Source organism: Streptomyces sp. NPDC000880 (genome assembly GCF_053599675.1).
Genome location: NZ_JBSFMS010000062.1, coordinates 13,660 through 38,000, shown reverse-complemented (window position 1 = coordinate 38,000; position 24,341 = coordinate 13,660). Strand labels below are relative to the sequence as shown.

At 67.9% G+C, this 24,341-nt stretch carries 16 protein-coding genes and 2 pseudogenes; 9 read left to right on the top strand and 9 right to left on the bottom strand.

Annotated elements, in window-relative coordinates; all coding sequences use genetic code 11:
- Window positions 1–548: 548 nt before the first annotated feature.
- On the bottom strand, window positions 549–971 hold the full coding sequence (locus tag ACWDO5_RS20795; protein WP_450531808.1) for a hypothetical protein: 423 nt from the start codon (window positions 969–971) through the stop codon (window positions 549–551).
- Between the two features lie 421 nt (window positions 972–1,392).
- Between ACWDO5_RS20795 and ACWDO5_RS20790 the strand changes: the two genes are divergently transcribed.
- Window positions 1,393–2,172, top strand: a complete 780-nt coding sequence (locus tag ACWDO5_RS20790; protein ID WP_450531807.1) for an HNH endonuclease — start codon at window positions 1,393–1,395, stop codon at window positions 2,170–2,172.
- A gap of 86 nt (window positions 2,173–2,258) precedes the next feature.
- Here ACWDO5_RS20790 and ACWDO5_RS20785 read toward each other — a convergent pair whose 3' ends face one another.
- The gene (locus tag ACWDO5_RS20785; protein WP_450531806.1) at window positions 2,259–2,672 is read right to left on the bottom strand and encodes an ATP-binding protein; all 414 of its coding nucleotides are present in this window, start codon (window positions 2,670–2,672) and stop codon (window positions 2,259–2,261) included.
- Window positions 2,673–2,919: 247 nt separating this feature from the next.
- Between ACWDO5_RS20785 and ACWDO5_RS20780 the strand changes: the two genes are divergently transcribed.
- Complete coding sequence (locus ACWDO5_RS20780) at window positions 2,920–3,765, top strand: helix-turn-helix domain-containing protein (RefSeq protein WP_450531805.1); 846 nt, start codon at window positions 2,920–2,922, stop codon at window positions 3,763–3,765.
- Complete coding sequence (locus tag ACWDO5_RS20775) at window positions 3,762–3,968, top strand: DUF397 domain-containing protein (protein WP_450531804.1); 207 nt, start codon at window positions 3,762–3,764, stop codon at window positions 3,966–3,968. Before ACWDO5_RS20780 ends, ACWDO5_RS20775 begins: the two co-directional genes overlap by 4 nt.
- Before the next feature lie 85 nt (window positions 3,969–4,053).
- Here ACWDO5_RS20775 and ACWDO5_RS20770 read toward each other — a convergent pair whose 3' ends face one another.
- From ACWDO5_RS20770 to ACWDO5_RS20745, 6 genes and pseudogenes are all read right to left on the bottom strand, one after another.
- Complete coding sequence (locus tag ACWDO5_RS20770; RefSeq protein WP_450531811.1) at window positions 4,054–5,544, bottom strand: type IIL restriction-modification enzyme MmeI; 1,491 nt, start codon at window positions 5,542–5,544, stop codon at window positions 4,054–4,056.
- 12 nt (window positions 5,545–5,556) lie between these two features.
- Window positions 5,557–8,310 (bottom strand): hypothetical protein, encoded by a 2,754-nt coding sequence (locus tag ACWDO5_RS20765; protein ID WP_450531803.1) that lies wholly within the window; start codon window positions 8,308–8,310, stop codon window positions 5,557–5,559.
- Window positions 8,307–10,406: pseudogene (gene drmD / locus ACWDO5_RS20760) on the bottom strand (DISARM system SNF2-like helicase DrmD); the annotation flags it as partial. The gene ACWDO5_RS20765 and the pseudogene drmD, both read right to left, overlap by 4 nt.
- Window positions 10,343–11,539, bottom strand: coding sequence for an SNF2-related protein (locus ACWDO5_RS20755; protein WP_450531802.1), 1,197 nt, complete (start codon window positions 11,537–11,539; stop codon window positions 10,343–10,345). The gene ACWDO5_RS20755 and the pseudogene drmD, both read right to left, overlap by 64 nt.
- A 139-nt stretch (window positions 11,540–11,678) precedes the next feature.
- A complete protein-coding gene (locus ACWDO5_RS20750) occupies window positions 11,679–12,929 on the bottom strand; it encodes a protein kinase domain-containing protein (RefSeq protein ID WP_450531801.1) in 1,251 nt (416 codons plus the stop codon).
- A 96-nt stretch (window positions 12,930–13,025) separates the two neighbouring features.
- Window positions 13,026–13,967: a serine/threonine-protein kinase gene (locus ACWDO5_RS20745; protein WP_450531800.1), complete on the bottom strand. Its 942-nt coding sequence runs from the start codon at window positions 13,965–13,967 to the stop codon at window positions 13,026–13,028.
- Between the two features lie 142 nt (window positions 13,968–14,109).
- On the opposite strand from ACWDO5_RS20745, the gene ACWDO5_RS20740 reads away from it, so the two are divergent.
- From ACWDO5_RS20740 to ACWDO5_RS20730, 3 genes and pseudogenes are all read left to right on the top strand, one after another.
- Window positions 14,110–16,113 carry an N-6 DNA methylase gene (locus ACWDO5_RS20740; protein ID WP_450531799.1) on the top strand — a complete coding sequence of 668 codons (2,004 nt, stop codon included), beginning with the start codon at window positions 14,110–14,112 and terminating at the stop codon, window positions 16,111–16,113.
- A 95-nt stretch (window positions 16,114–16,208) separates the two neighbouring features.
- Window positions 16,209–16,450 (top strand): annotated as a pseudogene (locus ACWDO5_RS20735) (transposase); the annotation flags it as partial.
- A gap of 602 nt (window positions 16,451–17,052) precedes the next feature.
- Entirely contained in the window at window positions 17,053–18,687 is a 1,635-nt protein-coding gene (locus ACWDO5_RS20730) for an amidase family protein (protein WP_450531798.1), read from the top strand.
- Window positions 18,688–18,921: 234 nt separating this feature from the next.
- Here the strand turns inward: ACWDO5_RS20730 and ACWDO5_RS20725 are convergent, their stop codons facing one another.
- Window positions 18,922–19,902, bottom strand: a complete 981-nt coding sequence (locus ACWDO5_RS20725; RefSeq protein ID WP_450531797.1) for an alpha/beta fold hydrolase — start codon at window positions 19,900–19,902, stop codon at window positions 18,922–18,924.
- A gap of 910 nt (window positions 19,903–20,812) precedes the next feature.
- Between ACWDO5_RS20725 and ACWDO5_RS20720 the strand changes: the two genes are divergently transcribed.
- The 3 genes from ACWDO5_RS20720 to ACWDO5_RS20710 all read left to right on the top strand — a co-directional run bounded on the left by ACWDO5_RS20720 (window position 20,813) and on the right by ACWDO5_RS20710 (window position 24,340).
- Complete coding sequence (locus ACWDO5_RS20720; RefSeq protein ID WP_450531796.1) at window positions 20,813–21,049, top strand: type A2 lantipeptide; 237 nt, start codon at window positions 20,813–20,815, stop codon at window positions 21,047–21,049.
- A 196-nt stretch (window positions 21,050–21,245) separates the two neighbouring features.
- Window positions 21,246–22,052 (top strand): hypothetical protein, encoded by an 807-nt coding sequence (locus tag ACWDO5_RS20715; protein WP_450531795.1) that lies wholly within the window; start codon window positions 21,246–21,248, stop codon window positions 22,050–22,052.
- Window positions 22,049–24,340 carry an NHLP family bacteriocin export ABC transporter peptidase/permease/ATPase subunit gene (locus tag ACWDO5_RS20710; RefSeq protein ID WP_450531794.1) on the top strand — a complete coding sequence of 764 codons (2,292 nt, stop codon included), beginning with the start codon at window positions 22,049–22,051 and terminating at the stop codon, window positions 24,338–24,340. The genes ACWDO5_RS20715 and ACWDO5_RS20710 overlap by 4 nt, the downstream gene beginning before the upstream one ends.
- Window position 24,341: the final 1 nt, after the last annotated feature.

The following is a 24,341-nucleotide window of genomic DNA, read 5'->3' as shown; positions in this document are numbered from 1 at the left end:
GTGGTGTGGTAACTCCCATCTTCGCAGGTCAGCAGGCACCTCTCTTCGATTCTTTATCCACGGGACACGGGCTGACCGGTGGATCGAGGCTAAGGCGCCCATCGCGATCCGCCGGCCCGACACCGAGGACACCTTTTCGCTACTGATGCCGGTCCGTCTGGAGAACTAGCCGCGGGGGTACGCGTCCCCCCGCCGCTCACCCCTGCGGAAACCGGGGGCTCCAGGCTCTTGTGACGGTGGAGTTGACGTTTGCCAGCGAAGTCCCGGGTGGCCGGGTCGCCTCGCGAGGCACTTCGACGGTTCGAACCGGCCGGTCCCGGAGAGGTGCCCACCGTTTTCCTTGATCCAGTCGCTGGCCGAAATGCACGACGAATGGATCGCCTTCCCCCCGCCGCTACCTCTCCGAAGAGAGCATGGCCACCGTCTACGCCACCGTCGACACCGAGGCCCTCCCCGGCACTACCGAGGGCTGATCCCCTCCATCACGGCAGGGGGCTCATGTGCGATGCCGGACCAGGTGCAGCTCACCCGGCCGCGCGGTAGCCGGGTCAACTCGCCGGGCTGGTCAGGACGCAGTTCGGATAATCGTTGTCCGGATCGCCGACGGCGACCCAGAGCTTCAGGACCTTGCCTTGCCTCAAGGCGGCGTAGGAGTCGGGCTCCCGCTCGACCCTTTCGGGGTGATAGGCGTCGACGGGGTGATCGGCGTCGAAGGTCACACCGACGAAGCTGTACTCCTCGTTGGAGCCTTGCTCCCAGGTGCCTGTTCCGGACCAGGCCAAACTGTCGTACCAGCGGACGGCGACGCAGACTTTATCGGCGATGAACGTCCCGTCCTGCTTCAGCGTGAGGGTGCCGCCTTCGGCATCGGTCCACGTGGTCGCAAGTTCGGCCGGCTTCAGAACGACCGGTTCACCCTCGGGCGGCGGCATGACGGTGAACCTGCCGCAGGCCGTCAGGGCGAGGGCCATGGCAAGCAAGATCAGCGCAGTACGACAGCAACGCAACACACTCCACCCCTAGCGGGTTCCGCAGGCCGCGTGCGCGACCGGTGGGCTCAAGAACGCATGCCGTACCCTGACACAGAGTTTGAACGCGTTCAAGTCGTAGTTGTCGGCGGCCACACTTCACGAGGCGTGAGGCGGTACGGCAGCGAAGTACCGCAACCACAGCGGCCGATCGCGGTCGGGCCGCAAATAGCCCATGGATCACCTTTTTCGCGAACCGCTTCCTGGCCCAGCGCCGGCGACTGCCCATGCCATCACCACTCGACGCGACGGGCACCGCGACAGGTTGCTGACCACCCAGGGCAGAGAACAGCTGCCCGCCGCTACACCACACCAGGGGACATGACCCCCTGGACGTGGCAGCGGAATTCCTTATCCTCTCGCTATGACATCAAGGTTGACCCCTCAACGGGTCCTTCGAGACTGGCTGTTGACCGTGCTCGGAGAAATGGGCGGTAGCGCGCCGACCGCTCACGCACTCAGGCAGATGGAACGGCGCTACGAAACGCTGCTCTCGCCGGAAGATCACGTCGGCACAGAACGAGATAATGAGCCAAAATGGCACAACAGGACCAGATTCGAACGAAAGAAGATGGAACGGTCAGGCCTCCTGGTCCCGGCCCGAATATCGCGCGGCGTCTGGGTGTTGACGGAAGCCGGCTGGGAGGAGTATCGGCGCATCCGAGACATGAACGCCGCATCGCAAGCCGGCAGAGAAAGGGAACCCAGCCCCTCAACACCGCGTCCACATAAGCCAGAAGGGGATGAGTCACCCGCACGCGCCGAAGAAACAACTCAACGCATAATCCGGAGCACTGCTGTTGCGGACTACGTGAAGCGAGTACACGACTACACCTGTCAGGTTTGCGGCACTCGGCTCACCACACCAACAGGGGCGTACGCGGAAGCAGCACACATCCGAGCCCTAGGACGACCTCACGAAGGGCCTGACGTCACAGCCAACGTAGTGTGCTTGTGTCCGAACCATCACGTCCTTTTCGATGTTGGCATGTTGACCATCAGCAACGATTTAACCGTCGCTGATCACGCTTCTGGGGTTTCACTTGGTCGACTCAAAGAGATACCGGAGCATATAATCGATCGCCAATATCTTGCATACCATCGAGTTCATCACAGTCGACTGAGACTTCCTTCCAACTCGTAACAGACGCCCCCTACACCATGCCCCGTTTCTAACTACGGCAGATCTGCGACTCCCCGCGATTGACTGAATGACCAGTCCGCCAAACCTCAGCGACCGCCTTCTGGCGGCTCAAGGTGGGCAACCATCGAACCACGTAGGCCGAGGGCCCCTGGCTGGTGATGCACTGCAAACGTTGCCGGTCTGGTCGCATACGGGAGAGGCCGCTCCGGGCGCATGTCCGTGACCTCGATACGGAGGACTGCCTGGGGCAGGAGAAGCAGCGTCAACCGGAAGCCCCAGCCGGAAACGCGGCCGCGGGTGATCGCGTTGGACGCCAACTCGGCCGTGACAAGGGCAACGGTACGCGCGAGGTCGGAGTCGTGCAGGAGGCCGGTCCATTCGGTGAACTGCTGGACGGCAAGTTGGCGCGCCAGCCGGGCGCCCCGTCTGGTGCTGCTGAGCCGGAGGCTCAACTGGTGGGCGGAGGTGCGGGGCTCATCGTTGATCTCCTGTTGCGTCACGATGTCGGCGTGGGTGGGCGGGGGCGCCAGTGACCAGGTGCGACGGCCGTACGTCGTGCTCGTCGTACGGAGGGCGTGGCTGCCTCTCGTCTTGGTTGTACGGGTTCCTGTACGGGCGTTGTACGGGTGCGGGGCCGTGTCCCGGGACTTGCGGCCCGCGTTGAACCTGGCCCCGGCGCAATGGGGTTGACGAGCGCTGCGGGCGTGGGGCGGGCGGTGCACTCGGGGACGGAAGGACGTGAGGGCGGTGCGGGACACGCGGAACAGTCGCACGGCGAAGACGAGGGAGGAGAGCGACCTTCCGGGCGCATGGTCGGCCTACGGCAAACTGCTCCAGCATCTGCGCAAGCAGGCCGGGTTGAACCAGCAGGGACTCGGGGAAGCCATCGGCTACTCAGTGGAACAGGTCGCCTCCGTCGAGCAGGGCCGACGGCCGGCGAAGGCGGCGTTCACGGCGGCGGCGGACCGGGTGTTGGAGGCCCGGGGAGTGCTGGAAGTGCTCCAGGACGAGGTGGACCGGGCGAAACTGCCCCAGTTCTTCCGCAACTTCGCACTCATCGAGGCGGAGGTGGCGAGCCGCTTCTCGTACGATCCGCTGCTGGTGCCAGGGCTGTTGCAGACGGAGGCGTACGCGCGGGCCGTGTTCGCGGGGCACTGCCCGCCGCTGAGCGAGGAGATCGTCGACCAGCACACGGAAGCGCGGCTCAGCCGCCAGAAGCTGCTGACGCGAGTGCCGCTCGCGGAGCTGTCGTTCATCATCAGTGAGGAGGCGCTCCGTAACCCGGTGGGCGATGCGGAGGTCATGCGCGGTCAGGGGCAACGTCTGCTGGAGGTCGGCGCGTTGCGCAACGTCGAGGTTCAGGTCATGCCTGTCTCATCGGGGTTCCATGCCGGGCTGAACGGACCGTTCGTGGTGCTGGAGACCAAGGAGCATCAGCACCTCGGATACATCGAGTCCCAGGAGGTCGGATGCGTCGTCCGTGATCCCGCACAGGTCAGCGCCTTCGGGTTGCGATATGGCAAGCTGCGATCGCAGGCTCTGAACGGCGTCGAGTCTGCGCGGCTCATCGAACGGCTGGTGGGAGAGACATGAGCGTAGAGCAGGTATCCGCGAACGTGGACGGGCTGCGCTGGTTCAAGAGCAGCTACAGCGGATCCGGCGGCGGCGACTGCGTGGAGGTGGCTGCCGGCGTGGACGCCGTGTACGTACGAGACTCGAAGGTTGCGGGTGGCGGGCCCATGCTGCGGGTCGGTCCGGGCGAGTGGGCCGCGTTCGTGGCACTCGCTGCTGGGTAGTCCCACCCCGGGCCTCGGAGCGGAACAACGGGCTCGTTCACATCACTTGGTGTGATGCGAACGAGCCCGTTGTCATGCTGACGGCTCAAAAGAGGGCGCCCTCGGCGCCCTCACCGAAATCCGACCCACCTCGCGCGGCCAACTGCTCCTTGCGCTTCCGGATGGCCTCTGCTGATGGCGGGGGCATATCTGGGCGATTGACCGGCTTCGCATGCATGCCGAGATAGACCTCGTCCGCGTACACTTGATGGTTCCTCTCAAGGAGCCTACTCAGCACCTCTTCTCGCACCTCCGGCGAAAAAGTGAAGCGCGCACCGTGTCGACCTTGATAACAGGAATGACCCAAGCCAGAAGCGATGAGATCACTCCAACCATATAGTCGCAGCACACATTCGTCGATTGCACGCTGAATAATCCGAATATTCGAAATATCCGGGGCGTCGAACGCAGAGTCACCGATCAGGTGGTAGAGACTGGTAAGCCCAAGCTCACGTGATGCGACAGCCTGCTTCACCTGGGAATCCAAAGCGGCACCCAGCTCTCTCAAATCATCCGATAGTTTCGGCCTAGGGAAAGTGTCGAATACATCAGACGAGTTATACCTCGGGTCTCCCTTGATGGTGGAACCGTGTTTAATCGCCCACCAATAGTGAACCGAACTACACAGGAGAGCAAAGAGCGCACAGTCGTCCTCGGCGACAACGACCACCGCATCACTGAATACCTGTCGAGCCGAAACCCGCACGGGCACCAGGGTTTCACTGTGCCGAACCACTGCCATGACCGTATCAAATCTTTCGACTGCACGGTAGAGATCGAGCGTGGGTCGCTTATATTGCCACCAAAAATGCCTCAACCGCTTATCCGAATGATTAACACGAGCGGGTCGAACATTGTCCACTACATGCCGAAAAGGCATGGCATAGCGAGCCGACTCCTCTTCACTCCAACCTTTAAAGTTGATGACCCACCGATCCGCATCAAGCGATGGACGCTGATTCAACTCCCCACCTAGATAAGGATACATCACCTCCTCATTACGGGGCTCGACGGCAATCATCTCTCGGGCCTCCCGACAACCCAACGTGAATCCCATACTATGAATATAGGTGCCGTAATACGAAAGCCGCCCGCCTTGAAATAGCGGAAATGGATTTCCACCCACCCTCCCCATCGGATCAAGGCCAGGGGAAATTCCTTTCACCTTGACACCGTCAACAACTCTCAAAGCGCTATCACCGAGTGCAGCACTCGACGCCCATACCACGCAGTTCTCAACTGCGGCGGATTTTGTGGCCCACTTCATGCTTTTGATCGCGCGCCGAATCGTGACTCCCCGATCCACAATCTGATCTAGGCTTACCTGGCGCGTACGCCCCTGACTTAGGGTGTTAGTGGCGATGATCCCACTCTGCCCGCCGGAATTCAGCAGCTCATGCACTCGCAGCATGAAGTAGCCCACAAGATCACTGTTCCCCGTGACCCCTCGCGCCAAGCAAGAAACGAGATGTTCGCGATACGCACTGCCGTTAGCGCCACTAATGTCTGACCCCGCCAGGAACGGCGGATTACCGATTACTGCATCAAATCAACCCTTTCCGGTATGCACTTCAGGAAACACCAAAGGCCAGTGAACTGATCGGCGTTCCAGTGCACCATCCGGAACTTCTACCTGTAGCCATTCGGAAGCTTTCTCGCGCGCAGCCCGCACAACCTCAGCGGCGTCGTCAACACCTTCTAGGATAATCTCGGCCGCAATCGACTGCGCCACCGGAAACAGATCCCGTACGCGCTTCCCCGAGGCGTCCTCGTACCAAGCCACCCGCCCCGACGCACACGTGGCCAGCGCCGCGCCCACGATCAAGTCACCGACCAATCGCAGCCGCCCCGAGTGACGGTTGACATCCTCCAGTCGGGCCCGCTTTTCCTGAAGGGCCAGCAGGTCAACGCCCTTGATGGCCGTAATGGCCAGACGCTCTCGCGTCAGCCGGTCCACACTCCGGCCAGCGCTCTCCGCCCACCCCAGCACGTCGTGCTGCTTCTGCGGCTTGAGGTGGATGTCAGTGATCTGCTCCAGGCTCGTCACACCCAGCAGCGAGTCCCCCGCCACCAACCGGTCGTCCAGGAACGTGAACGGGCGCTCCGGGTCCATCGAGACCAGCCACAGCGACAGCTTGGCCATCTCCACCGCCATGGGGTTGATGTCCACCCCGTACAGGCAGTGCTCGATGATCTGGCGGCGGGCCTCGACCACCACCGGGTCCTGCTCCGCATCCGCCGCCGTCACGGCGTCCACCGCGCGCCCCGCCCGGTATGTCATCGCGTCCGCGCGGCCCTCGCCCTCCCAGGCCTCGATCAGGCGGTCGCCCAGGTAGCGGCAGGCCGCGACGAGGAACGCCGCCGAGCCCATCGCGATGTCCGCGACCTTCAGGTCGAGGATCTGCTCGGAGGACTTCAGCCGCCACTCCCCCGTGTCCGCCGTCTGCAGCGGACCCGGCTCGTACACCAGCGGCTCCAGCGCGTGCAGCACGACCTCTTCCGCGAGGAACCGGGGCGTGTAGTGCGTGCCCGTGTTCTTCCGGAGCGAGGACTCCGTGACGTACAGGGCGCCGTTCGGAATGACCGTCGGCAGGCGGCGCAGGTCGTCCCGCAGGACGCCCACGAACGGCAGCAGCCGCTCCGTCAGTGCCACGTCCTTCGTCACCGCGTTCAGTCGGCGGCGCGCCTCCGCCGCGTCCTCGGTCGACAACGGCGCGAGCTTCTTCTCCAGCTGACCCGCCGTCGCCGGAGGCTTCGGGTCCTTCCACTTCTCGTGGATGGCCTTCGCCAGCGCCTTCACCGACGCGCCCGACTTGGCCGCCAGCGACTCCAACTCCCGCAACGGCACCTCGTGTTCCAGGCCCTCGGGCCCGATCAGGCCCACCATGTGCTCGGTGGCCCGGCGACCGTCGAATGAGAGCAGACCCTCGTACACGTAACCGATCTGCTCGACGTCCAGGGCACGGAAGCTGAGCGTGCGGACCTCGCGGTCCTTGCCCTTGCCGACGCGGACCTCCTGCACGGCCTGGAGCATGTGCAGGACCGTGCGGTCGTCGATCGGGAGGAGCGGGGTGGCACGCTCCATCCACTCGTACTTGTCCGGATCGAAGATCGAGCCGTCGTAGGCGGGGAGCTTGAGCTCCGGGTGGTCCACTCCCCCATGCACCGCGTGGAAGAGGGCGATCAGGCGGTGCCACGCGGACGTGGTGTGCTCCAGGGAGGTCTCACCCTCCTCGTCCGCGCGCGCCTTGAGTTCGTCGCGCAGGAAGCGGGCGGAGTACGAGCGTGCGTACACCTCGTTGTCGGCGGGGAGCATGCCGCGTTCCTCGGCGAAGAGGAGGAAGACGATGCGCATCATGACGGCGACCGCGCCGCGGTAGACCTCGTTGGCGCTGACGCCGGAGGCGTGCAGGCCCTGCGCGCCGTTCTCGATGGCGCGGACGTCGGCGCGCCCTATGGCGTCGACGAGCAGTTCCACGGCCTGCCGGACCTGGATGCCCAGTGCCTCGGTGACGTCCTCGCCGGCCGCGAGGCTGGCCTTCAGCAGGCCGACCAGCGTCTCGGCGTCCCCGTACTCGAAGAAGCGGCGCCGACGGAGTAGGGAGACGAAGGCGCGGACGACGTTGCGTTCGGCGGCCTCGTTCCAGCCGATGGTGTCGAAGACGGCCGTGGTGGTCACGCCGCCCACAGGGGCCCAGACCAGGCACCACCAGCGGCCGTCGGTGACGAGGCCGAGGGGGACGCCGTGGTGGCGCAGGAGGCGGCCGAGGCGGTCGGCGGGCGCTGCGGCCCAGTCGCCGCCACCGCCCGCGCGGGCGGTGGGGGCGGTGCCGGCGGGGACGGTGATGCCGAGCAGGCGGACGCGCTTGGCGGCGGAGTCCGCGTCCGGCTCGGCGGCCAGATCGGTGCCGGGTTCGACGAGGGCGAAGTCGGGGCGTACTTCGGTGTTGTGCTCGGGGACGCGGAGGGTGAGGCGGTCGAGGCCCATGTGTTCCGACTCGCCCTGGCGGAAGGTCAGTGCGTCGTCCCAGCCGAGGAGTTGGCGCAGGATGTACGCCACCCACTCGTCGCGGCCCGCGGTGGTGTCGGTCTGCCAGTCGGCGTGGCGGGCGCGCAGGCGAGCGCGTTCGTCCTTCTCCAGGGCGTCGAGCTGGGGCCAGGCGCGCAGGAGAACGGGCATGGTCAGGAAGGGGCCGGAGACCTCGGTGAGGTCGAGCCACTCCTGGTGCTGCCTGCGGCCGTCGGCGGCCTGGGCCTTGGCTGCGGCGACTCCACGGCTCACGTTGCTGCGGGGGCGGCTCATCGGCTGGCTTCCTTTGCGGGGATGACGAAGACGACTGCGACGGGGAAGAGGTGCGGGCGGGGCTCGCGGTAGCGGGCGGCGATGGCGGCGAGTTCGCGCTCGCGCTCGGCGGGCAGGCCGTCGAGGCGGAACTGCCAGCGCTGGCGGTCCTCCTCGAACTGGCGGCGCTCGTGGCCGGTCAGCTCGTGCGTGGACAGGAGCGCCAGCTGCTCGCCCTCCCCTTCTCCCTCTTCCTTGAGCTTGGCGCGCAGGGTGGCCTCGAAGCGGTCGAGGGTGGCGGTGATGCGGCGCTCCTCCTCGGCCCGGCGGTCGGCGAGCCGGCTTTCGAGCTGGCGGCCGAGTTCGCGGGCGCGCGCAGAGAGGGAGTCGTACAGCGGCTGTTGGAGCTTCGGCCAGGCCTCGGTCAGTCCCTGTCGCAGGTGCGGGGCGGCCTCCATGCCCTCGGTGAGCGCGCGGCTCAGGACCCTTCCCTGCTCGCCCACCGACTCCCAGCGGCGGAAGCGCCTGGTGTTGCCGAACAACCCGCCCGCGTAGAGGACTTCCTCGTGCAGGCGGGTGCCGTCGTTGCCAACGAGGACGTACCGGGCGTAGGCGGAGACCAGTGTCGTGGAGAGGGCCGGGTCGTCCGAGACGACGGCGGTGACGCGGTTGAGGCTGACCGTGTCCGCGTTCCAGACGGCGGCGGTGAGCAGGCGCGTCGAGAGGGCGACAAGCGGGTGCTTGAGGTGGGCGAGGACCACGTCGTCGCGGCCGTGGGCGGCGACGGCCGGGGAGAAGGTGAGGGGGCGCTGCTCGCCGTCGCGGAGCTTGTGAGCGAGGCCACGGGTCGCACGCTCCCAACTGCCGGAGAGCGGCTGCACGTCGAACAGGTCGCCCGGCTCGAAGTCCTCGCCGTACGCCGGGACGAGCGCGGGCTGGTGGTCGAGGGCGAGGGCTGTGTCGACGACGCGCTTGACGTTGGCCGGGGTGAGGCCGAGGGAGTCGACGGTCTCCTCGTACTGGTCGGCGAGCTTCTTCGTCTGTGCGGTGACGTTCTGCTCGGGCGCGACCTCGCCGCCCGTGCGCCGGCCCTTGATCGGCCTGGGCTTGGCGTGCTCAATGTCGACGGGCCCCGTGTCGCCGGTCATCCGGCGCTGCACGGCGTCGGCGAGGACGGCGTTCACCGAGCCGAGATCGTGCTCCATGCGCGCGACCTTCTTGGCGACGCGCGAGAGGAACTCCAGGTCGGCCTCGTACGAGCCGGCCTGGGCCTGCTGCCAGCCGGAGCCGATGAAGTGGGTGATCTCGGGGTCGTTCTTCTGGCCCCAGCGGTCGATACGGCCGATGCGCTGTTCGAGCTTGTTGGGGTTGAAGGGGATGTCGTAGTTGATCAGGCGGTGGCAGTGGTTCTGGAGGTCGATGCCCTCGCCGGCCGCGTCGGTGGCGAGGAGGATGCGGACCTTGCCCTCGGGGCGGGACGGCTCGGCCTGGAAGCCGAGGCGGATGCGCTCTCGCTCCTCGGTGGCCAGGCCGCCGTGGAGGCGCTCGACCCGGCCGCCGTCGGTGAGTTCCTCCTGCTGGAGGAGGTCGTGGAGCCACTCCTGGGTGTCGCGGTACTCGGTGAAGATGACGACCCGCTCGTTGGTCCACCGCTTGCCGTCGGGGCGGCAGATGGCCTTGATGGCGCCGATCAGGGCGTCGGCCTTGGAGTCCGGCGCGGCCTCGTGGGTGAGTGCCCAACGCTCCATTTCCTGGAGCAGGTCGAGCTCCTGGCCGTCCTCGGCGGGCGTGAGCGAGGTGGAGCGAGTCAGGGCGTCGTCCTCGGCGTCGACCAGGCCGGTGTCGTCGAGGTCGGCGACGAGATCGGCGAACTCCTCCAGCCACTCCGGGACATCGGCGGCGGCTGCGCGGCTGCGCGCCGGGCCGGTGTCCTCCAGGTGGGACAGGTAGACCTGCACCGTGTGGAGGAAGGCGGCCGGGGAGGAGAACAGTCGCTTCTTCAGCAGCAGCGTCACCAGGTCGGCGGCGCGGCGCCCACCACGGGCCTGCGGGGTCAGCTTCTTGCGGCGCAACTCCGCAAAAGATCCCAGGAGTTGGTGAATCTCGCGCTCCTGCGCCGTGTAGTCGACGGAGAGTTCGAGGGTCTTGCGGTGCGGAAGCGCGGCGTGCCGTCCGTGTTGGTGACGGTCGACTTCAGGCGTCGTACGACGGTGTCCTTCAGCGCTTCCTTGTCGGGGTCGACGCCGCGCGCGAAACGCTGGTCGTCGATGAGCTCAAGCAGCGCGGTGTACGACTCGGGGTAGCCGTTGTGCGGAGTGGCGGAGAGGAAGAGGCGGTGCTCGAAGTGCGGGACGAGGCGCCGGATCAGCTTGGTCTGCTGCGAGTCGACGGCATAGACCTGCTTGGGCGCGGCGGGCGCGACATGGTGGGCCTCGTCGAGGACGAGGAGGTCGAAGAAGCGCTTGTGCTCGCCGTTACTGCTCTCGTCCGGGGCGCCGATGACCTCGTCGAGGAGGCGCTGGGCCTTCTGGCCGCGAAGCCACGGCAGCGAGACGATCGTGAGCGGGTGGACACGGAAGGGGTTGGCGGCGGTGCCGTGGGTGCGCCGCAGCCGGGCGCAGTGCTCGGAGTCGACAATGGTGAACTCCAGGCCGAACTTCTCATCCATCTCGTCGCGCCACTTGAGGGTGAGGCCGGCCGGGCAGACGACCATGGTGCGGCGGGCCCGGCCGCGCAGCATCAACTCCTGAACGACGAGACCGGCCTCGATGGTCTTGCCGAGGCCGACGTCGTCGGCGAGGAGGAGGTTGACGCGCGGGGCGCCGACAGCGCGGGAGACCGGCTCGAGCTGGTACGGCTCGACGGCGACGCCGGAGCGGAAGGGCGCCTGGAGGGTCTTGGCGTCGGCGGAGGCGACGGCGGACCAGCGGACGGCGTCGAGGAAGGCTGCGAGACGGTTGGGGGAGTCGTACTGGCCGGTGGAGGCGTCGGGGAGGGAGCCGGCGGGCAGCACGCGGCGGCCGGGCTCGACCTCCCAGATGACGCTGAGGGTGTCGCCGAAGCGGCCGTCGGCGACGGACTGGAGGTGGACGAGGGTGGCGGCCTTGCGCTCGTCGTCTTCAGCACCGGCCGGGGCGGGCTCGACGCGGGCGACGACCCAGGACTGACCGCGTACCTCGACGAGCTTCCCCTCTTCGGGGAACTCTTGCGCCCCGTTCCGCTCGGTCTCGCGCTGGACTGCTGACGTCATGGGCGCTGTCCCCCCTCGGTGTCTCTGCTGCCGTCCGTAGACAGTGTCCTGTCTCCCACCCGAACGGTGCGGTCGAAGCGTAACACGCACGAGTGACTGTGAACAGAGATTACAAAACCATACCTCGGGTCGCCCCCCGTCAGGCCATGCGGCCCAGCCGGTCCAGCAGGGCACGGGTGCGCCCGCGTCGGGGATCGCCCGGCGGCAGGACGGTCTCCTCGTCGTCCGCCAGGCGGCGCAGCAGTTCCACAGCGGGGTGGCGCTCTCCCGTACGAACGAGCAGCACGGCGATTTCGTAGCGCGTGTCCAGCACGGCGGGGTCGGCCGGGCCGAGGACGCTGCGCTGCTCGGCGAGGACCGACCTCAGCTCGTCAAGGGCCTCGCGGGTCCGGCCGAGCGCACCCACACACAGGGCAACTCCTACTCGGGCGGCGAGGAAGTCCGCACGCCCGAGGCCGGGGGCGGCCATGAGTTGCTCGTATTCCTCAAGGGCTCGGGCGGGGCGGCCGGACAGGCGCAGGGCGGTGACTTCCGCCAGCCGCGGGTGCGCGAGTGCTGTCGCAGCGGGGGCGGGCGCCCAGGCGGAGAGCAGGGCGCGCACCTCCGCCGAGGCGGGCCGCTCCTCCGGGTTCTTCTCCAGCAGGCCTTCCACCAGTTTCCGCAGGCCGGGAGGGATGCCGGGGCGGTGGCCGGACAGCGGCGGCACGGGCACGTTCGCGTGCTGGTGGTACAGCATGAAGGGGCTGCCGTCGGTGAACGGCGGGCTTCCGGCGAGGAGTTCGTACAGGACGCAGCCGAGCGAGTAGAGATCGCTGGCGGGCACGGTCTTGCCGACGGCCTGTTCGGGTGCCATGTAGACGACGGTGCCGGGGGTGGCGTTGGCGGCGGTGAACCGGGTCTCGCCGGGACGGGGCTCCAGAGCGGCGGCGACGCCGAAGTCGAGGACCTTCACCTCGCCGGACGGAGTGATCATCAGGTTGGACGGCTTGAGGTCGCGGTGCACGATGCCCTGGCCGTGCGCGTAGGCGAGGACCTCGGCGACGCTCTGGGTGATGCCCGCGGCGCGGTCGACGGCCAGCGGGCCCTCGTCCTTGAGCACGGAGTCCAGGTCGCGGCCCGGGACGAGTTCCATGACGAGGTACAGCTCTCCGTCATGGCTGCCGTGGTCGTACACGGCCGGTATGCCTTGGTGGCTGAGCCGGCTGGTCAAGCGCGCCTCGCGGAGGAAACGGCGCTCCAGCATCGTGAGTTCCAAGCCGTATCCCCGTGGCGCGAGGAGCTTGAGCGCGACCTCGCGCCCCTGGTCCGGGTCGTGCGCCTGCCAGACGACGCCCATGCCTCCTCGGCCCAGCTCACGAATGAGCTCGTACCTCCCCAGGCTTCGCCGCATTGCGCCCGTCTCCAGTCCCGGCGCCCGCGGCGCCTGCCACACCCTACGACCGGGGCAGCGCGGCGCACCCGGTCGGCGGTGCCATCCTCTCACCGATCACACAGGCTGCGGCCCCTGCGGGACAAGGAAGGGGCGGCGGGGGTCCTCGGGAAGGCCACGGTGGGTGGCGAGCCGGGGATCGGAGTCCGGCAGGTAGGGAGCGAGCGCCGCATAGACCTCGGTGGCGGAGGACGGACGGTCCTCGGGGCGTTTGGCGAGCAGGGCGGTGACCAGCTCCTGCAGGGGGTGGGGAACGTCGATGCCCGACTCGGAGATCAGGGTCGGAGTCGCGGTCAGGTGCTGGGAGGCCAGGAGCGCGGGCTGGTCGGTGGAGAAGGGCGGAGCGCCGGCGAGCATGTGGTGCAGCAGGCAGCCCACCGCGTAGAGGTCGCTGCGGCCGTCGAGTCGGCCGTGTCCGGAGAGCAGTTCCGGCGACGCGCAGAGGATGTTGCCGATGCCCTCCCCGGTCATGGTCAGGCGTGGGTCGGCGTCGGAGAGAGACTTGACCAGGCCGAAGTCGAGGATCTTGACAACGCCGTCGCGTCGGATCATGACGTTCTGCGTCTTGAGGTCGCGGTGCACGAGGTCGGCGGAATGGGCGGCGGACAGTCCGGCACACAGCTGGGCGGCGATGGAGGCGGCGGAGGGCACGTCGAACCGTTCGTCCTCCTGCTGGTCGAAGAGGTACTCCAGGGTCGTGCCGTCGACCAGTTGCATCACCAGGCAACAGGTGTCGTCAGTGATCGACGCGTCGTACACGGTGGTGACGTTGGGATGGTCGAGGCGGGCTGCTGCCTGTGCCTCGCGCTTGAAGCGGGCCAGCGCCTCACGGCGGCTCTGGGGAACGGCCAGCAGTTCAGCCGCGATGGTCTTCACCGCCACGGGCCGTTCCAGGTACACATCCCGTCCCTGCCACACCTGGCCCATCACGCCTCGGCCGAGCACGGACTCGAGCTCATAGCGGTTACGCAGCACCATTCCCGGCGCGAAGCTCTGCATATCTCCCACTTTCTACATTTCCCACACAGTGACATCACCGACAAGCCCTGTGAACAAAGTCAATGCGTAGTAGCGTGATCTGCACTACGGCTGCTGGGACGCCTTCCAGCCCAGCCCGCCAAGGACCCCCGGAGACCCCTCGATGAGCACAGCCAACGCCGTACCGGTCAGCCTGGCCGAGATCGCTCGGATCGCGGGTGTGGGACGCGCGGCGGTAAGCAACTGGCGCCGCCGCCACGACTCGTTCCCGTCCCGTATCGGTGGCACCGACGTCAGCCCTCAGTTCTCACTCGCCGAAGTCGAACAGTGGCTGAGGGACAACGACAAGCTCAAGGACGTCGGCGGCCGCGAATTCCTCTGGCCGCGGTTCGAGGCGCTCGGCAGCAGGGACGAGTCGGGGCTCGCCATCGCCGAGTCGGCGCGCCGGATGCGTGCACCAAGAGCCCGGATTGCTGCACCGGACCTGTCCCACGAGGCCCGTGAGCTGATCGGCGAGGCTGCGCGGCTCGGGCGGAGCGAAGGCCCACGGGAGACGTTCGAGTTCCTGCTCCAGCGCTGGCTGGACACCCACGTACGACAGCTCAGCACCACACCTCCCCAACTGGCCGCGCTGATGGCCCGGATCGCGCTCGGCACCCGGCTCGGGAAGGACGACGGAGGGCTCACCGTCCTCGACCCGGCGTGCGGCACGGGGCACCTTACGGCCGCGGCCGCGCAGGAGTACGACGGTTCGGACCTGAGCCTGCTGGGCTGTGAACGGGACCCGGCTCTCGCCGCCCTTGCCTCCGCCCGGCTCGGTTTCACGACCGAAGGCCGGGGCGTGCGCGTGGAGATCGCCACGGCCGACGCCTTGCGGGATGATCCCTTCCCCCACCTGGGGGCAGACATCGCCTTGTGCAACCCGCCGTTCAACGAACGAGACTGGGGCTACGAGGAACTCGCCACCGACCAGCGCTGGGCCCATGGACTGCCCCCGCGCACCGAGCCCGAACTCGCCTGGGTGCAGCACCTGCTGACGCATCTGCGGCCCGGCGGCACCGCCGTCGTCGTCCTCCCGCCGGCCGTCGCCTCCCGCAAGGCCGGCCGCCGCATCCGGGGCTCGCTGCTGCGGACGGGACTACTGCGGGCGGTCGTGGCGCTGCCGCCGGGGTGCGCGCAGCCTCACAGCGTGTCGCTCCAACTGTGGGTTCTGCGGGCCGCTCCCGAGGGTTCTGCCGCGGGGCCGGCCAGTCAGGACGCGCTCCTGGTCGACGCGACAAGGTTCGCCGGGGCACGCGAGCCGGGTCCCGACTGGGAAGCTCTCGCCACCTTCGTCCTCTCCGCCGTGGCGGAGCTCGACAAGCCGGAACGCCCACTACCCGAAGGCGCCGTACGCGTCCCCCTCCTCGACCTGTTGGATGACGAGGTCGACGTCACCCCGGGCCGCTACACCGCATCGAGCACCGAACCGTCGGGCGTCGAACTCGCCGCATCGTGGGAAGAGTTGGCCGGTTCGCTGACCGAACTGGGCAACCTGGTGCAGCACCTTTCGAAGCTCGACTTCGCGGATGGCGAACCACGAACGACAGCCACGGTGGGAGACCTCGTCAAAGCCGGCGCCCTCACACTGCGCGCCGGACAGCAGCCCTCGGACAGCACGACCACCACAACCACCACAACGCCGGACCGCGACGCCGGTGTGCCGCTGCTCACCGTTCCCGACCTGCTGATGAACGGCGCCCCGAGCGCGCTGCTCGCTCCCGACGTGGTCCAGACCGTGGCCGAGGAGGGTGACGTCGTCGTCGCCGGCGTGGTCCGTGCCTTCAAGGCATGGGTGCACGAAGGTCCGCCGATCGCCCTTGGCCCTCAGCTCTACGCCCTCCAAGTGGACCCGGAGAAGCTCGATGCCCACTTCCTTGCCGGCTGCCTACGCGCACCCGCCAACGGCCGCCAGGCGGGCACGCACGCTTCCAGTTCCTCCCGGGTCGATATCAGGCGCCTCCATGTGCTGCAGCTCCCCTTGGACGAGCAAGCCGGGTATGCCGAAACCTTCCGCCGTCTCACTGCCTTCGAGCACTCGCTGACGCGGGCGAAAGACCTCGGCAAGGGGCTCGTGAACGATGTGAGCGACCGACTCGCGGCGGGCGGACTGACGGCCGGACGGTGACACCGGGGCTTCATCAAGGCGCGGCCGGAGATTGGATGCGCCAGACCACGTCGATTCCCACCTCACCTGGAGTAAGAGGCACCTGCAGGCGCCGGGCCGTCAACGCCGCCTGGCTCGAACTCAGCCTCACGGCGGTCGATCTGCTGGCCTGGATGCGCGTCCTGCTGCTGGACGGCGAACTCGCGGCTGCCGAGCCGAAGAAGCGCTCCGCTACCGGCTGCTGCACTTCGCCGCACGCCTCACCCGCGGCGGCCGCCGCCTCCGCCTGCGGATATCGGCGACCTGGCCCTGGAGACACGAACTCGCCACAGCCTTCCATCGCCTTGCCTCGCCTCGCCGCGCTGCCCCGCCCGGCCGGCTGACCGGCAAACCCCTGACCACCACGACTCGAAGGACCTGGAGAACCCGACCACCGCGCCGGGACTCCGCCATGCCCAAGCACCGAAATCGCGTCGGTCCCCCAACAGTTGGCCTCAGCGACGCCTCATCACCCCCCAACCGAAACGGCGAGATCAGGCCACACCTGTAGCAGCCAAGCGCGTAAAGGGCCCCGTCGGGCAGTCGGCGGGGGCCTTGGCTGTCGCCCCCACCCGCCGGTGAAACCGCGCTGAAACAGCGTTAAAGCCCGTCGGCCGCAAGCTCTGCGGCACGACCTCACCGACTGACGTCACACAACCCAGACCGGCCATCGCGGCCAGCGGCCTGCGCCAGGCGTTCGGCGACGAGCTGGTGCTCGGCATCGATCTGCAGAGATCCCGCAGGGGACGATCTTCTCTCTCGGCGCGGTGAGCATGCGAGAGAGAGCCGCGCGGGCTCATGTGAACGGGCACGCAATTTCGCTTCGTGGCCGCTACACCCTTTTACATCACCGACTTGGCGGCGCAATCTCATCGGCACAAGGACGGATGACCATCAGCACCCAGCTGCCACCTTTCTCTCATGGAGTACTCGATTAACACCACCTTGTCACTCAGTCACAGGCTCACGCCCCGCCGCCGGGCTGTCGCACTCGTGCTGGCCCTTGGCGCGGTCGCCTGGGCCTCGTCGGGAATGGCCGAAAGCACCATCGCACGTGCGGAAACGTCGAAGGCACCGGTCTCGCTGAACCTGGAGACCGCAACGATCCAGCAACTGCACGACGTGCTGGGGAGCAGGCAGTTGAGCGCGGTGAAGCTGGGCGAGCTGTATCTGGATCGCATTGGCCAGTTGAATTCGAGGGGCCCGGGTCTCAACGCGGTGCGGGCCATCAACCCGAGTTGGCGGCGTGACGCCCAGAAGATCGACGTGCAGCGGGCGAAGCGCGTCGACCTTGGTCCGATGATGGGCATCCCGGTGCTGGTCAAGGACAACATCGATGTCAAGGGCATGCCGACGACGGCGGGCTCGGTCGCGCTGGCGAATTCCTACCCGAGCGACGACGCCCCCGTCATCAAGCAGCTCAAGGCCGCCGGGGCGATCATCCTCGGCAAGACGAACCTGGCCGAGTTCGCCTACTACACGACGTCGGGCGCGCCGAACGGGTACAGCTCGGCCGGCGGGCAGGTGCTCAACCCGTACGACGCGTCGCTCAACCCGGGCGGCTCCAGCTCCGGCTCGGGCGCCGCGATGGCCGTGGGCATGGCCGCCGGCACGGTCGGGTCCGACACGGGTGGCTCAATCCTGCAACCGTCGCACGTCATGTCGGACGTCGGTGTCCGCCCCACGGTCGGCCTGCTCAGCCGCAGCGGCGTGGTGCCGATCTCGGCCACCAACGACACGACCGGACCGATCACGCACACGGTGTGGGACGCCGCGGCGATGCTCACCGCAATGACTACCGGCGTCGACCCGAACGACCCTGCGACCTCGTCCGCCGGCTCCTACGACACCACCGACTACACCAAGGCGCTGTCGACCACCGCGCTGCAGGGCGCCCGCATCGGGTACGTCCCGGCCAGCGCCCCGGACCCGATCTACGACGCCGCCTTGCAGGCGCTGCGCGACCAGGGTGCGACGCTCGTCCAGGTCGACCTGAACGCCAACAACCTGCCGACACGCGTCTGGGACTACGAGTTCAAGCAGGGCCTGAACAGCTACCTGAGCAAGCTGCCGCCCAGCGACCACGTCCGCTCGCTGGCAGACGTCATCGCCTACAACAAGGCGCACGCGGACGTGGCGTTGAAGTTCGGCCAGACCCTGCTTGAGGGCGCCGAGGCCATCAACCTCGACGACCCGGAGACCAAGGCGGCGTTCGAAGCCAACCGGGCGGCCGGTGTGGCCGAGGCCCGTTCCCGGATCGACGGCGTGCTGCAGGCCAACCAGCTGCAGGCGGTGGTGTTCGCGGGCCAGAGCGGAAACACGATCGTCACCCGCGCTGCCTACCCGGCCGTCATGGTGCAGGCCGGATACACGCCGGGCAACCTGCGTCCAGAGGGTCTGGAGTTCATCGGGACCGCCTACTCGGACGCCAAGCTGCTCAGCTTCGCCTACGACTTCGAGCAGGCCACCAAGATCTGGAAGCCGCCGTCCGAAATCAACCCCACGCTGTTCCGCTGCGTCGGAGCGACCGCCGGACAGGGATCCTGCGCTCCGTAACCGCTGATCAGAGCGCCGGCCTGGCCAGGTATCCCGCCTCGGCCGGGTCGGCGCCGTGCGGCAAGGGCCTACTAGTCAGAACCCCATAGGGTCAGGGTGCGGAGTGAGGCGCGGGTCCTCCGACCACACCACGCGCGCTTCGAGGTCGTCACCAACGAGCTCGGCCAGACGGTCGGCGGCCCAGCCGTTCCGCATCGATCTTCCAGCCCCGCTTCTCGGGCACCATGGGGAGGTTCAGGCGGGCAGGGAGGCGAGCCAGTCGGTCAGGAGCCGGTTGGTCTCGGCCGGGCGCTCTTGCTGGATCCAGTGGCCGCAGCCGTCGAGGATGTGGGAGGAGACCAGGCCGGGCAGTGTGGTGGGATATGCCTTGATCGCGTCGGCCATCCAGGTGGTGGAAGCGTCCAGGCTGCCGCCGATGAACAGGGACGGCTGGGTGACGGGGGCGCCGTCGAAGTCGGCGAGGTCTTCCCAGTCGCGGTCCATGTTCCGGTAGCGGTTGAGTGGCCCGCTCATGCCGGTTCGCTCGAACTCCCCGGCGTAGAGGTCCAGGTCGTTCTCACTGAGCCAGGCGGGCAGCCTACCGACGGGGAAGCGGTCGCGCATCGTCCCGCCGCGGCTGACGAAGTGCGGGGCGGGTGCGCCGGGTGCGGGCATGGTGTCGGCGGAGAGGGCGGCGTAGCCCCCCGCGAGCCAGCCGCGCACGTCCGGCTCGATCTCTGCCTCGGCGCGACCGGGCTCCTGGAAGTAGGAGATGTAGAACTCCTCTTCCCCGCCCATCCGCGCGAAGACCTCGCTGGGCCTCGGGCCGCCGCGCGGGGCGTAGGGAACACTGAGCAGCCCGACCGCGCTGAAGACGTCCGGCCTGACCAGGGCGGAGTTGGCGGCGATGGCCGACCCCCAGTCGTGGCCGACGATCACCGCGGACTGTTCTCCCAGGGCGTGCACCACCGCGGCGTTGTCCTCCACCAACTCGAGCATCCGGTACGCGTCCGTGCGAGCCGGCTTGGAGGACCGGCCGTAGCCGCGGACGTCGACGGCGACCGCGCGGTACCCGGCAGCGGCCAGTGCCGGCAGCTGGTGACGCCAGGAATACCAGGACTCCGGGAAGCCGTGCACGAGCAACACCAGCGGCCCGGTGCCCTGCTCCACCAGGTGGATCCGGCCTGCGGGCGAGGAGACCAACCGGTGCGTGACGTCCATGACCTGCTGCGACATGAATCCTCCAGGGCTCTCGATCTGCCAAGTACCTACGTCGGTGCCTGATCATGCGGGGAACGGTGCGGGCGCGGCGAACCTTGTTGCCGCTTCAGCGAAACGGCTCTGACCCCCGTCATGTCCCACGCGTTTCGATGGTTCTCACTATCACAAGGGACAACGAGGGCCGGACGGGTGTCTCCCGTTCTCGTGGACAACGACGGTGTCCGATACCAGCCGCCTTCCCGCGAGGTGAGGTGTCGATACCAGCCGCGCCTTTCCGCGAGGTGAGGTGTCGATACCAGCCGCGCCTTCCCGCGAGGTGCGCTACCGCACGAGCGAGGCAGGACACGACAAGGGGAGCGCCGGCCCCGAGTGACGCCAAAGGCCGAGGTATCCGCAGGTAATCGACCATTCCCCTCGTATCCGGCGCATCTCCGTTATGCGGTTATCTTCGCTTCTCAGAGCTGCCGGGCTGTTTCCCCCGGTAATGCCGCATTCTTAAGCCCGGCCCAACACCCTCTGAGCACGCCCCGGAAACACTCCCCACGCATGGACGCATGCTGTGCGTACACCACCTGAAACGAGGTTGCGTTCTTCAGGGGATCTGCACACCGAATGCGCAGCCGTCACATCGCCTCCCCGCGGACCTCCCGCCCCGACCAGCCAGTCCGTCCTTTGATGCGGTAATGTCCAGTTCCTGGCCAACTGGGCGTCGACTCACCGAAGTTGCGGTGGCTCACCATGTGAAGAAGATGCCACCAAGCCATGGACACACCTGCACGTCAGGTAATTCAACGGCCGCCTTTCGACCGCGTCGGCGGCTGTCCGATTGGCTGCGCAACACGCCTGCGTGCTTTGATCCTTCGCACTGCGGGAGACGTAAGACTCAGTCGCAGCATTCGAGATATCCATGCGAAGGGACCCCCTCATGAACTCCACCCCCCAGGTTCAGACCCAGGAAATCTCCGACAGCGACCTGGACAACGTGTCCGGCGGCCTCGTGAGCCAGGCCAGCGGCGCCGTGCTCGGCACCGTTGACTCCGTCGTCCCGGTCTCCGGCGTCGTTGGTGCCGCGTCCGGCACCGTCGGCTCCCTGGTCGGCACCGCCGAGGGCCTCACCGGCCTGAACACCGCCGGCGTCACGGGCCTGGTCGCCGGTCTCTGAGCCGGTCGTGTGCCGCTCAGCGGCGCATCACCAAGCGGTGACTACGGCTCGTCGGCTTCCCTTCCTTGCCGACCGGCCGGGTCGTATGCCCCGGATCCGTCCCAGGGTCCGGGGCATACGGCCGCCGCCCGGCGCGTCCGTCACGCGAGCCGCGCCGAATCCCCGCCAGCACCATCGCAGTTGAGGGAAGAGTGTCGTGCAGTTCCGCCAACAGGCCCTTTCCAAGCTGCAATCGCCGGAAGAAATCGATCTGCCGGTGCGTTTCGCCCGCCCCCAGGGGTGGCTCGTCCTGGCCGTCACGGTCGTCGTCATGATCGCCGCGTCCGCCTGGGCGGTCACCGGCACCCTGACCTCCACACTCGGCGCGCCCGGAATCCTCACCCACGCCCAGGGCAGTTACGTCCTGCAGAGCCCCGTCGCGGGCCAGGTCACGGATGTGCTCGCCGAGGAGGGCGCGAGGGTTTCCGCCAACGCTCCCCTGGTGAAGGTCCGTACCGCCGAGGGCAGCACCGTCGTCCGTACGATCGCCGCAGGCCGGCTGACCGCACTAGTCGCGACGATCGGCTCCGTGGTCACGACCGGAGCGGATGTGGCGGCAGTGGAGAGGATCGACAAGACGGACGACCCCCTGATGGCCGTCCTGTATGTGCCCGCCGACAGCGGATCGACGGTGCCCGTGGGCGCTTCGGTCGATATCACCGTCCAGTCGGTGCCCACACAGCAGTACGGAGTACTGCGCGGCCGGGTGAAGGCCGTCGGGCGGACCGCCCAGACCCGCCAGAAGATCACCGGCTTCCTCGGCAGCAGCCAGCTGGGCGAGCACTTCTCGACGAAGGGCCAGCCCGTGGCGGTCCTGGTGCGGCTCGACCCGTCCTCGCGCACCAAGTCCGGCTACACCTGGTCGTCCGCGGACGGTCCGCCGTACGCCGTCGACTCCATGACCCTGGCCACCGGCGCCATCCGGCTGTCCGAGCAGCATCCGATCGATTGGCTCCTGCCGTGACCGCGCCGAACGACTCCGCGGCACCGCAGCAGCAGTTGCCACCGGCGGGCGGCCGCCGACGCCATCGCCCGCAGGGAGCGCCGGCCCCCCGGCGCGGCTCGCGCCGCGCCGGCCCGCCCCCCAAGGCCAAGAAGCAGAAGACCGTTCGCACCCCCACCGTCCTCCAGATGGAGGCGCTGGAGTGCGGCGCCGCCTCGCTCGCCATGGTGCTCGCGCACTACGGGAAGCATGTGCCGCTCGAGGAGCTGCGTATCGCGTGCGGTGTCTCCCGCGACGGCTCGCGCGCCAGCAACCTGCTCAAAGCGGCGCGCAGTTACGGTCTGCAGGCCAAGGGCATGCAGATGGAGCCGGCGGCGCTGGCCGAGATGCGAGCGCCGGCGATCCTGTTCTGGGAGTTCAACCACTATGTCGTCTACGACGGCATAGGACGCCGGTTCGGCCGCCGGGGCGTGCACATCAACGACCCCGACAAGGGCCGCCGCTTTGTGGCGACGGAGGACTTCGACACCAGCTTCACCGGCGTCGCGCTGATCTTCGAGCCCTCCGACAGCTTCCGCCGGGGCGGCCGTAAGCCGGGGATCATGGGCGCCGTGCCCCCGCGGCTGCGCGGTACGGCGGGCACTCTGCTGGCGGCTCTGCTCGCCAGCCTGCTGCTCGTCGCGGTCGGCGCCGCGATGCCGGCGCTCAGCCGTACGTATATCGACATGTTCCTGATCGGCAATCAGACCTCGCTGCTGGGCCCCCTGTTCGCGTCGATGGCCGCGATGGTTGCGCTCACCGCCGTGCTCACCGGCCTGCAACAGGCGAACCTGCTGCGCGGCCGCATCATCTCGTCCACGCTCAGCAGCGCCCGTTTCCTGCGGCATCTGCTGAGGCTGCCGGTCACGTTCTTCGCCCAGCGCAGTCCGGCCGATCTGGTGCAGCGGCTCCAGTCCAACGACGCGGTCGCCGAGACGCTGGCGCGGGACCTCGCCGCCGCGGGCGTGGACGGCGTCGTCGTCATCCTCTACGCCGTACTGCTGTGGACGTACGACCCTCAACTCACTGTCATCGGCGTGCTGATCGCCCTGGGCAATGTGGTCGCGATGCGCATCGTGATCAGGCTGCGGGCCACCAACACCCAGAAGCTGCGCGCGGACAGCGCCCGGCTCACCAACACCTCGTACACCGGTCTTCAGCTGATCGAGACCATGAAGGCCACCGGCGGTGAGAACGGGTACTTCCGGCGCTGGGCGGGGCAGCACGCGACCACTCTGGAGGTACAGCAGCGGCTCGGTGTGCCGAGCGCCGCCCTCGCCGTCGTCGCGCCCACCCTCGCGACGCTCAACAGCGCGCTGATCCTCTGGATCGGCGGACTGCGGGCGGTGGAGGGCCATATCTCGATCGGTCTGCTCGTCGCCTTCCAGGCGCTGGTCACGCGCTTCACCGCGCCGATCACCCGGCTGAACGGGGTGGCGGGCAGGATTCAGGACTTCGCCGCCGACGTGGCCCGGCTCAAGGATGTCGAGAACTTTCCCGTCGACGCGCTGTACTCGCGCCGCGAGCAGGACGCGAGCACCCGCAGGCTCAAGGGCCATGTGACGCTGGAGAACATCACCTTCGGCTACAGCCCGCTGGACAAGCCGCTGCTCAGCGGTTTCTCGCTGACGGTGGGACCTGGGCAGCAGGTGGCGCTCGTCGGCGGGTCGGGCAGCGGCAAGTCCACCGTCTCCCGACTGATCTCCGGCCTCTACAGCCCGTGGGAGGGGACGATCCGCATCGACGGGCAGCGCCTGGAGGACATTCCGCGCAGCGCGCTGGCCGCCTCGGTCTCCTTCGTCGACCAGGACGTCTTCCTCTTCGAAGGCACCGTCCGGGACAACGTGGCGCTGTGGGACCCGTCGATACCGGACGAGGCCGTCGTCACCGCGCTGAAGGACGCGGCGCTCTACGACGACGTGATCGCCCGGCGGCCCGACGGCATCCACAGCCGGGTCGAGCAGGACGGCCGCAACTTCTCCGGCGGTCAGCGCCAGCGGCTGGAGATCGCGCGAGCGCTGGTCAGGCGGCCGAGCATCCTCGTGCTCGACGAGGTCACCAGCGCCCTGGACGCACAGACCGAACAGGTCATCATCGACAATCTGCGGCGGCGCGGCTGCGCGTGCGTCGTGATCGCCCACCGGCTGAGCACGGTGCGCGACAGCGACGAGATCGTGGTGCTCGACCATGGTTCGGTCGTCGAACGCGGCAGGCACGAGCAGCTGGTCGCCGCCGGGGGTCCGTACGCCGAGCTGGTCAAGGAGCACTGAC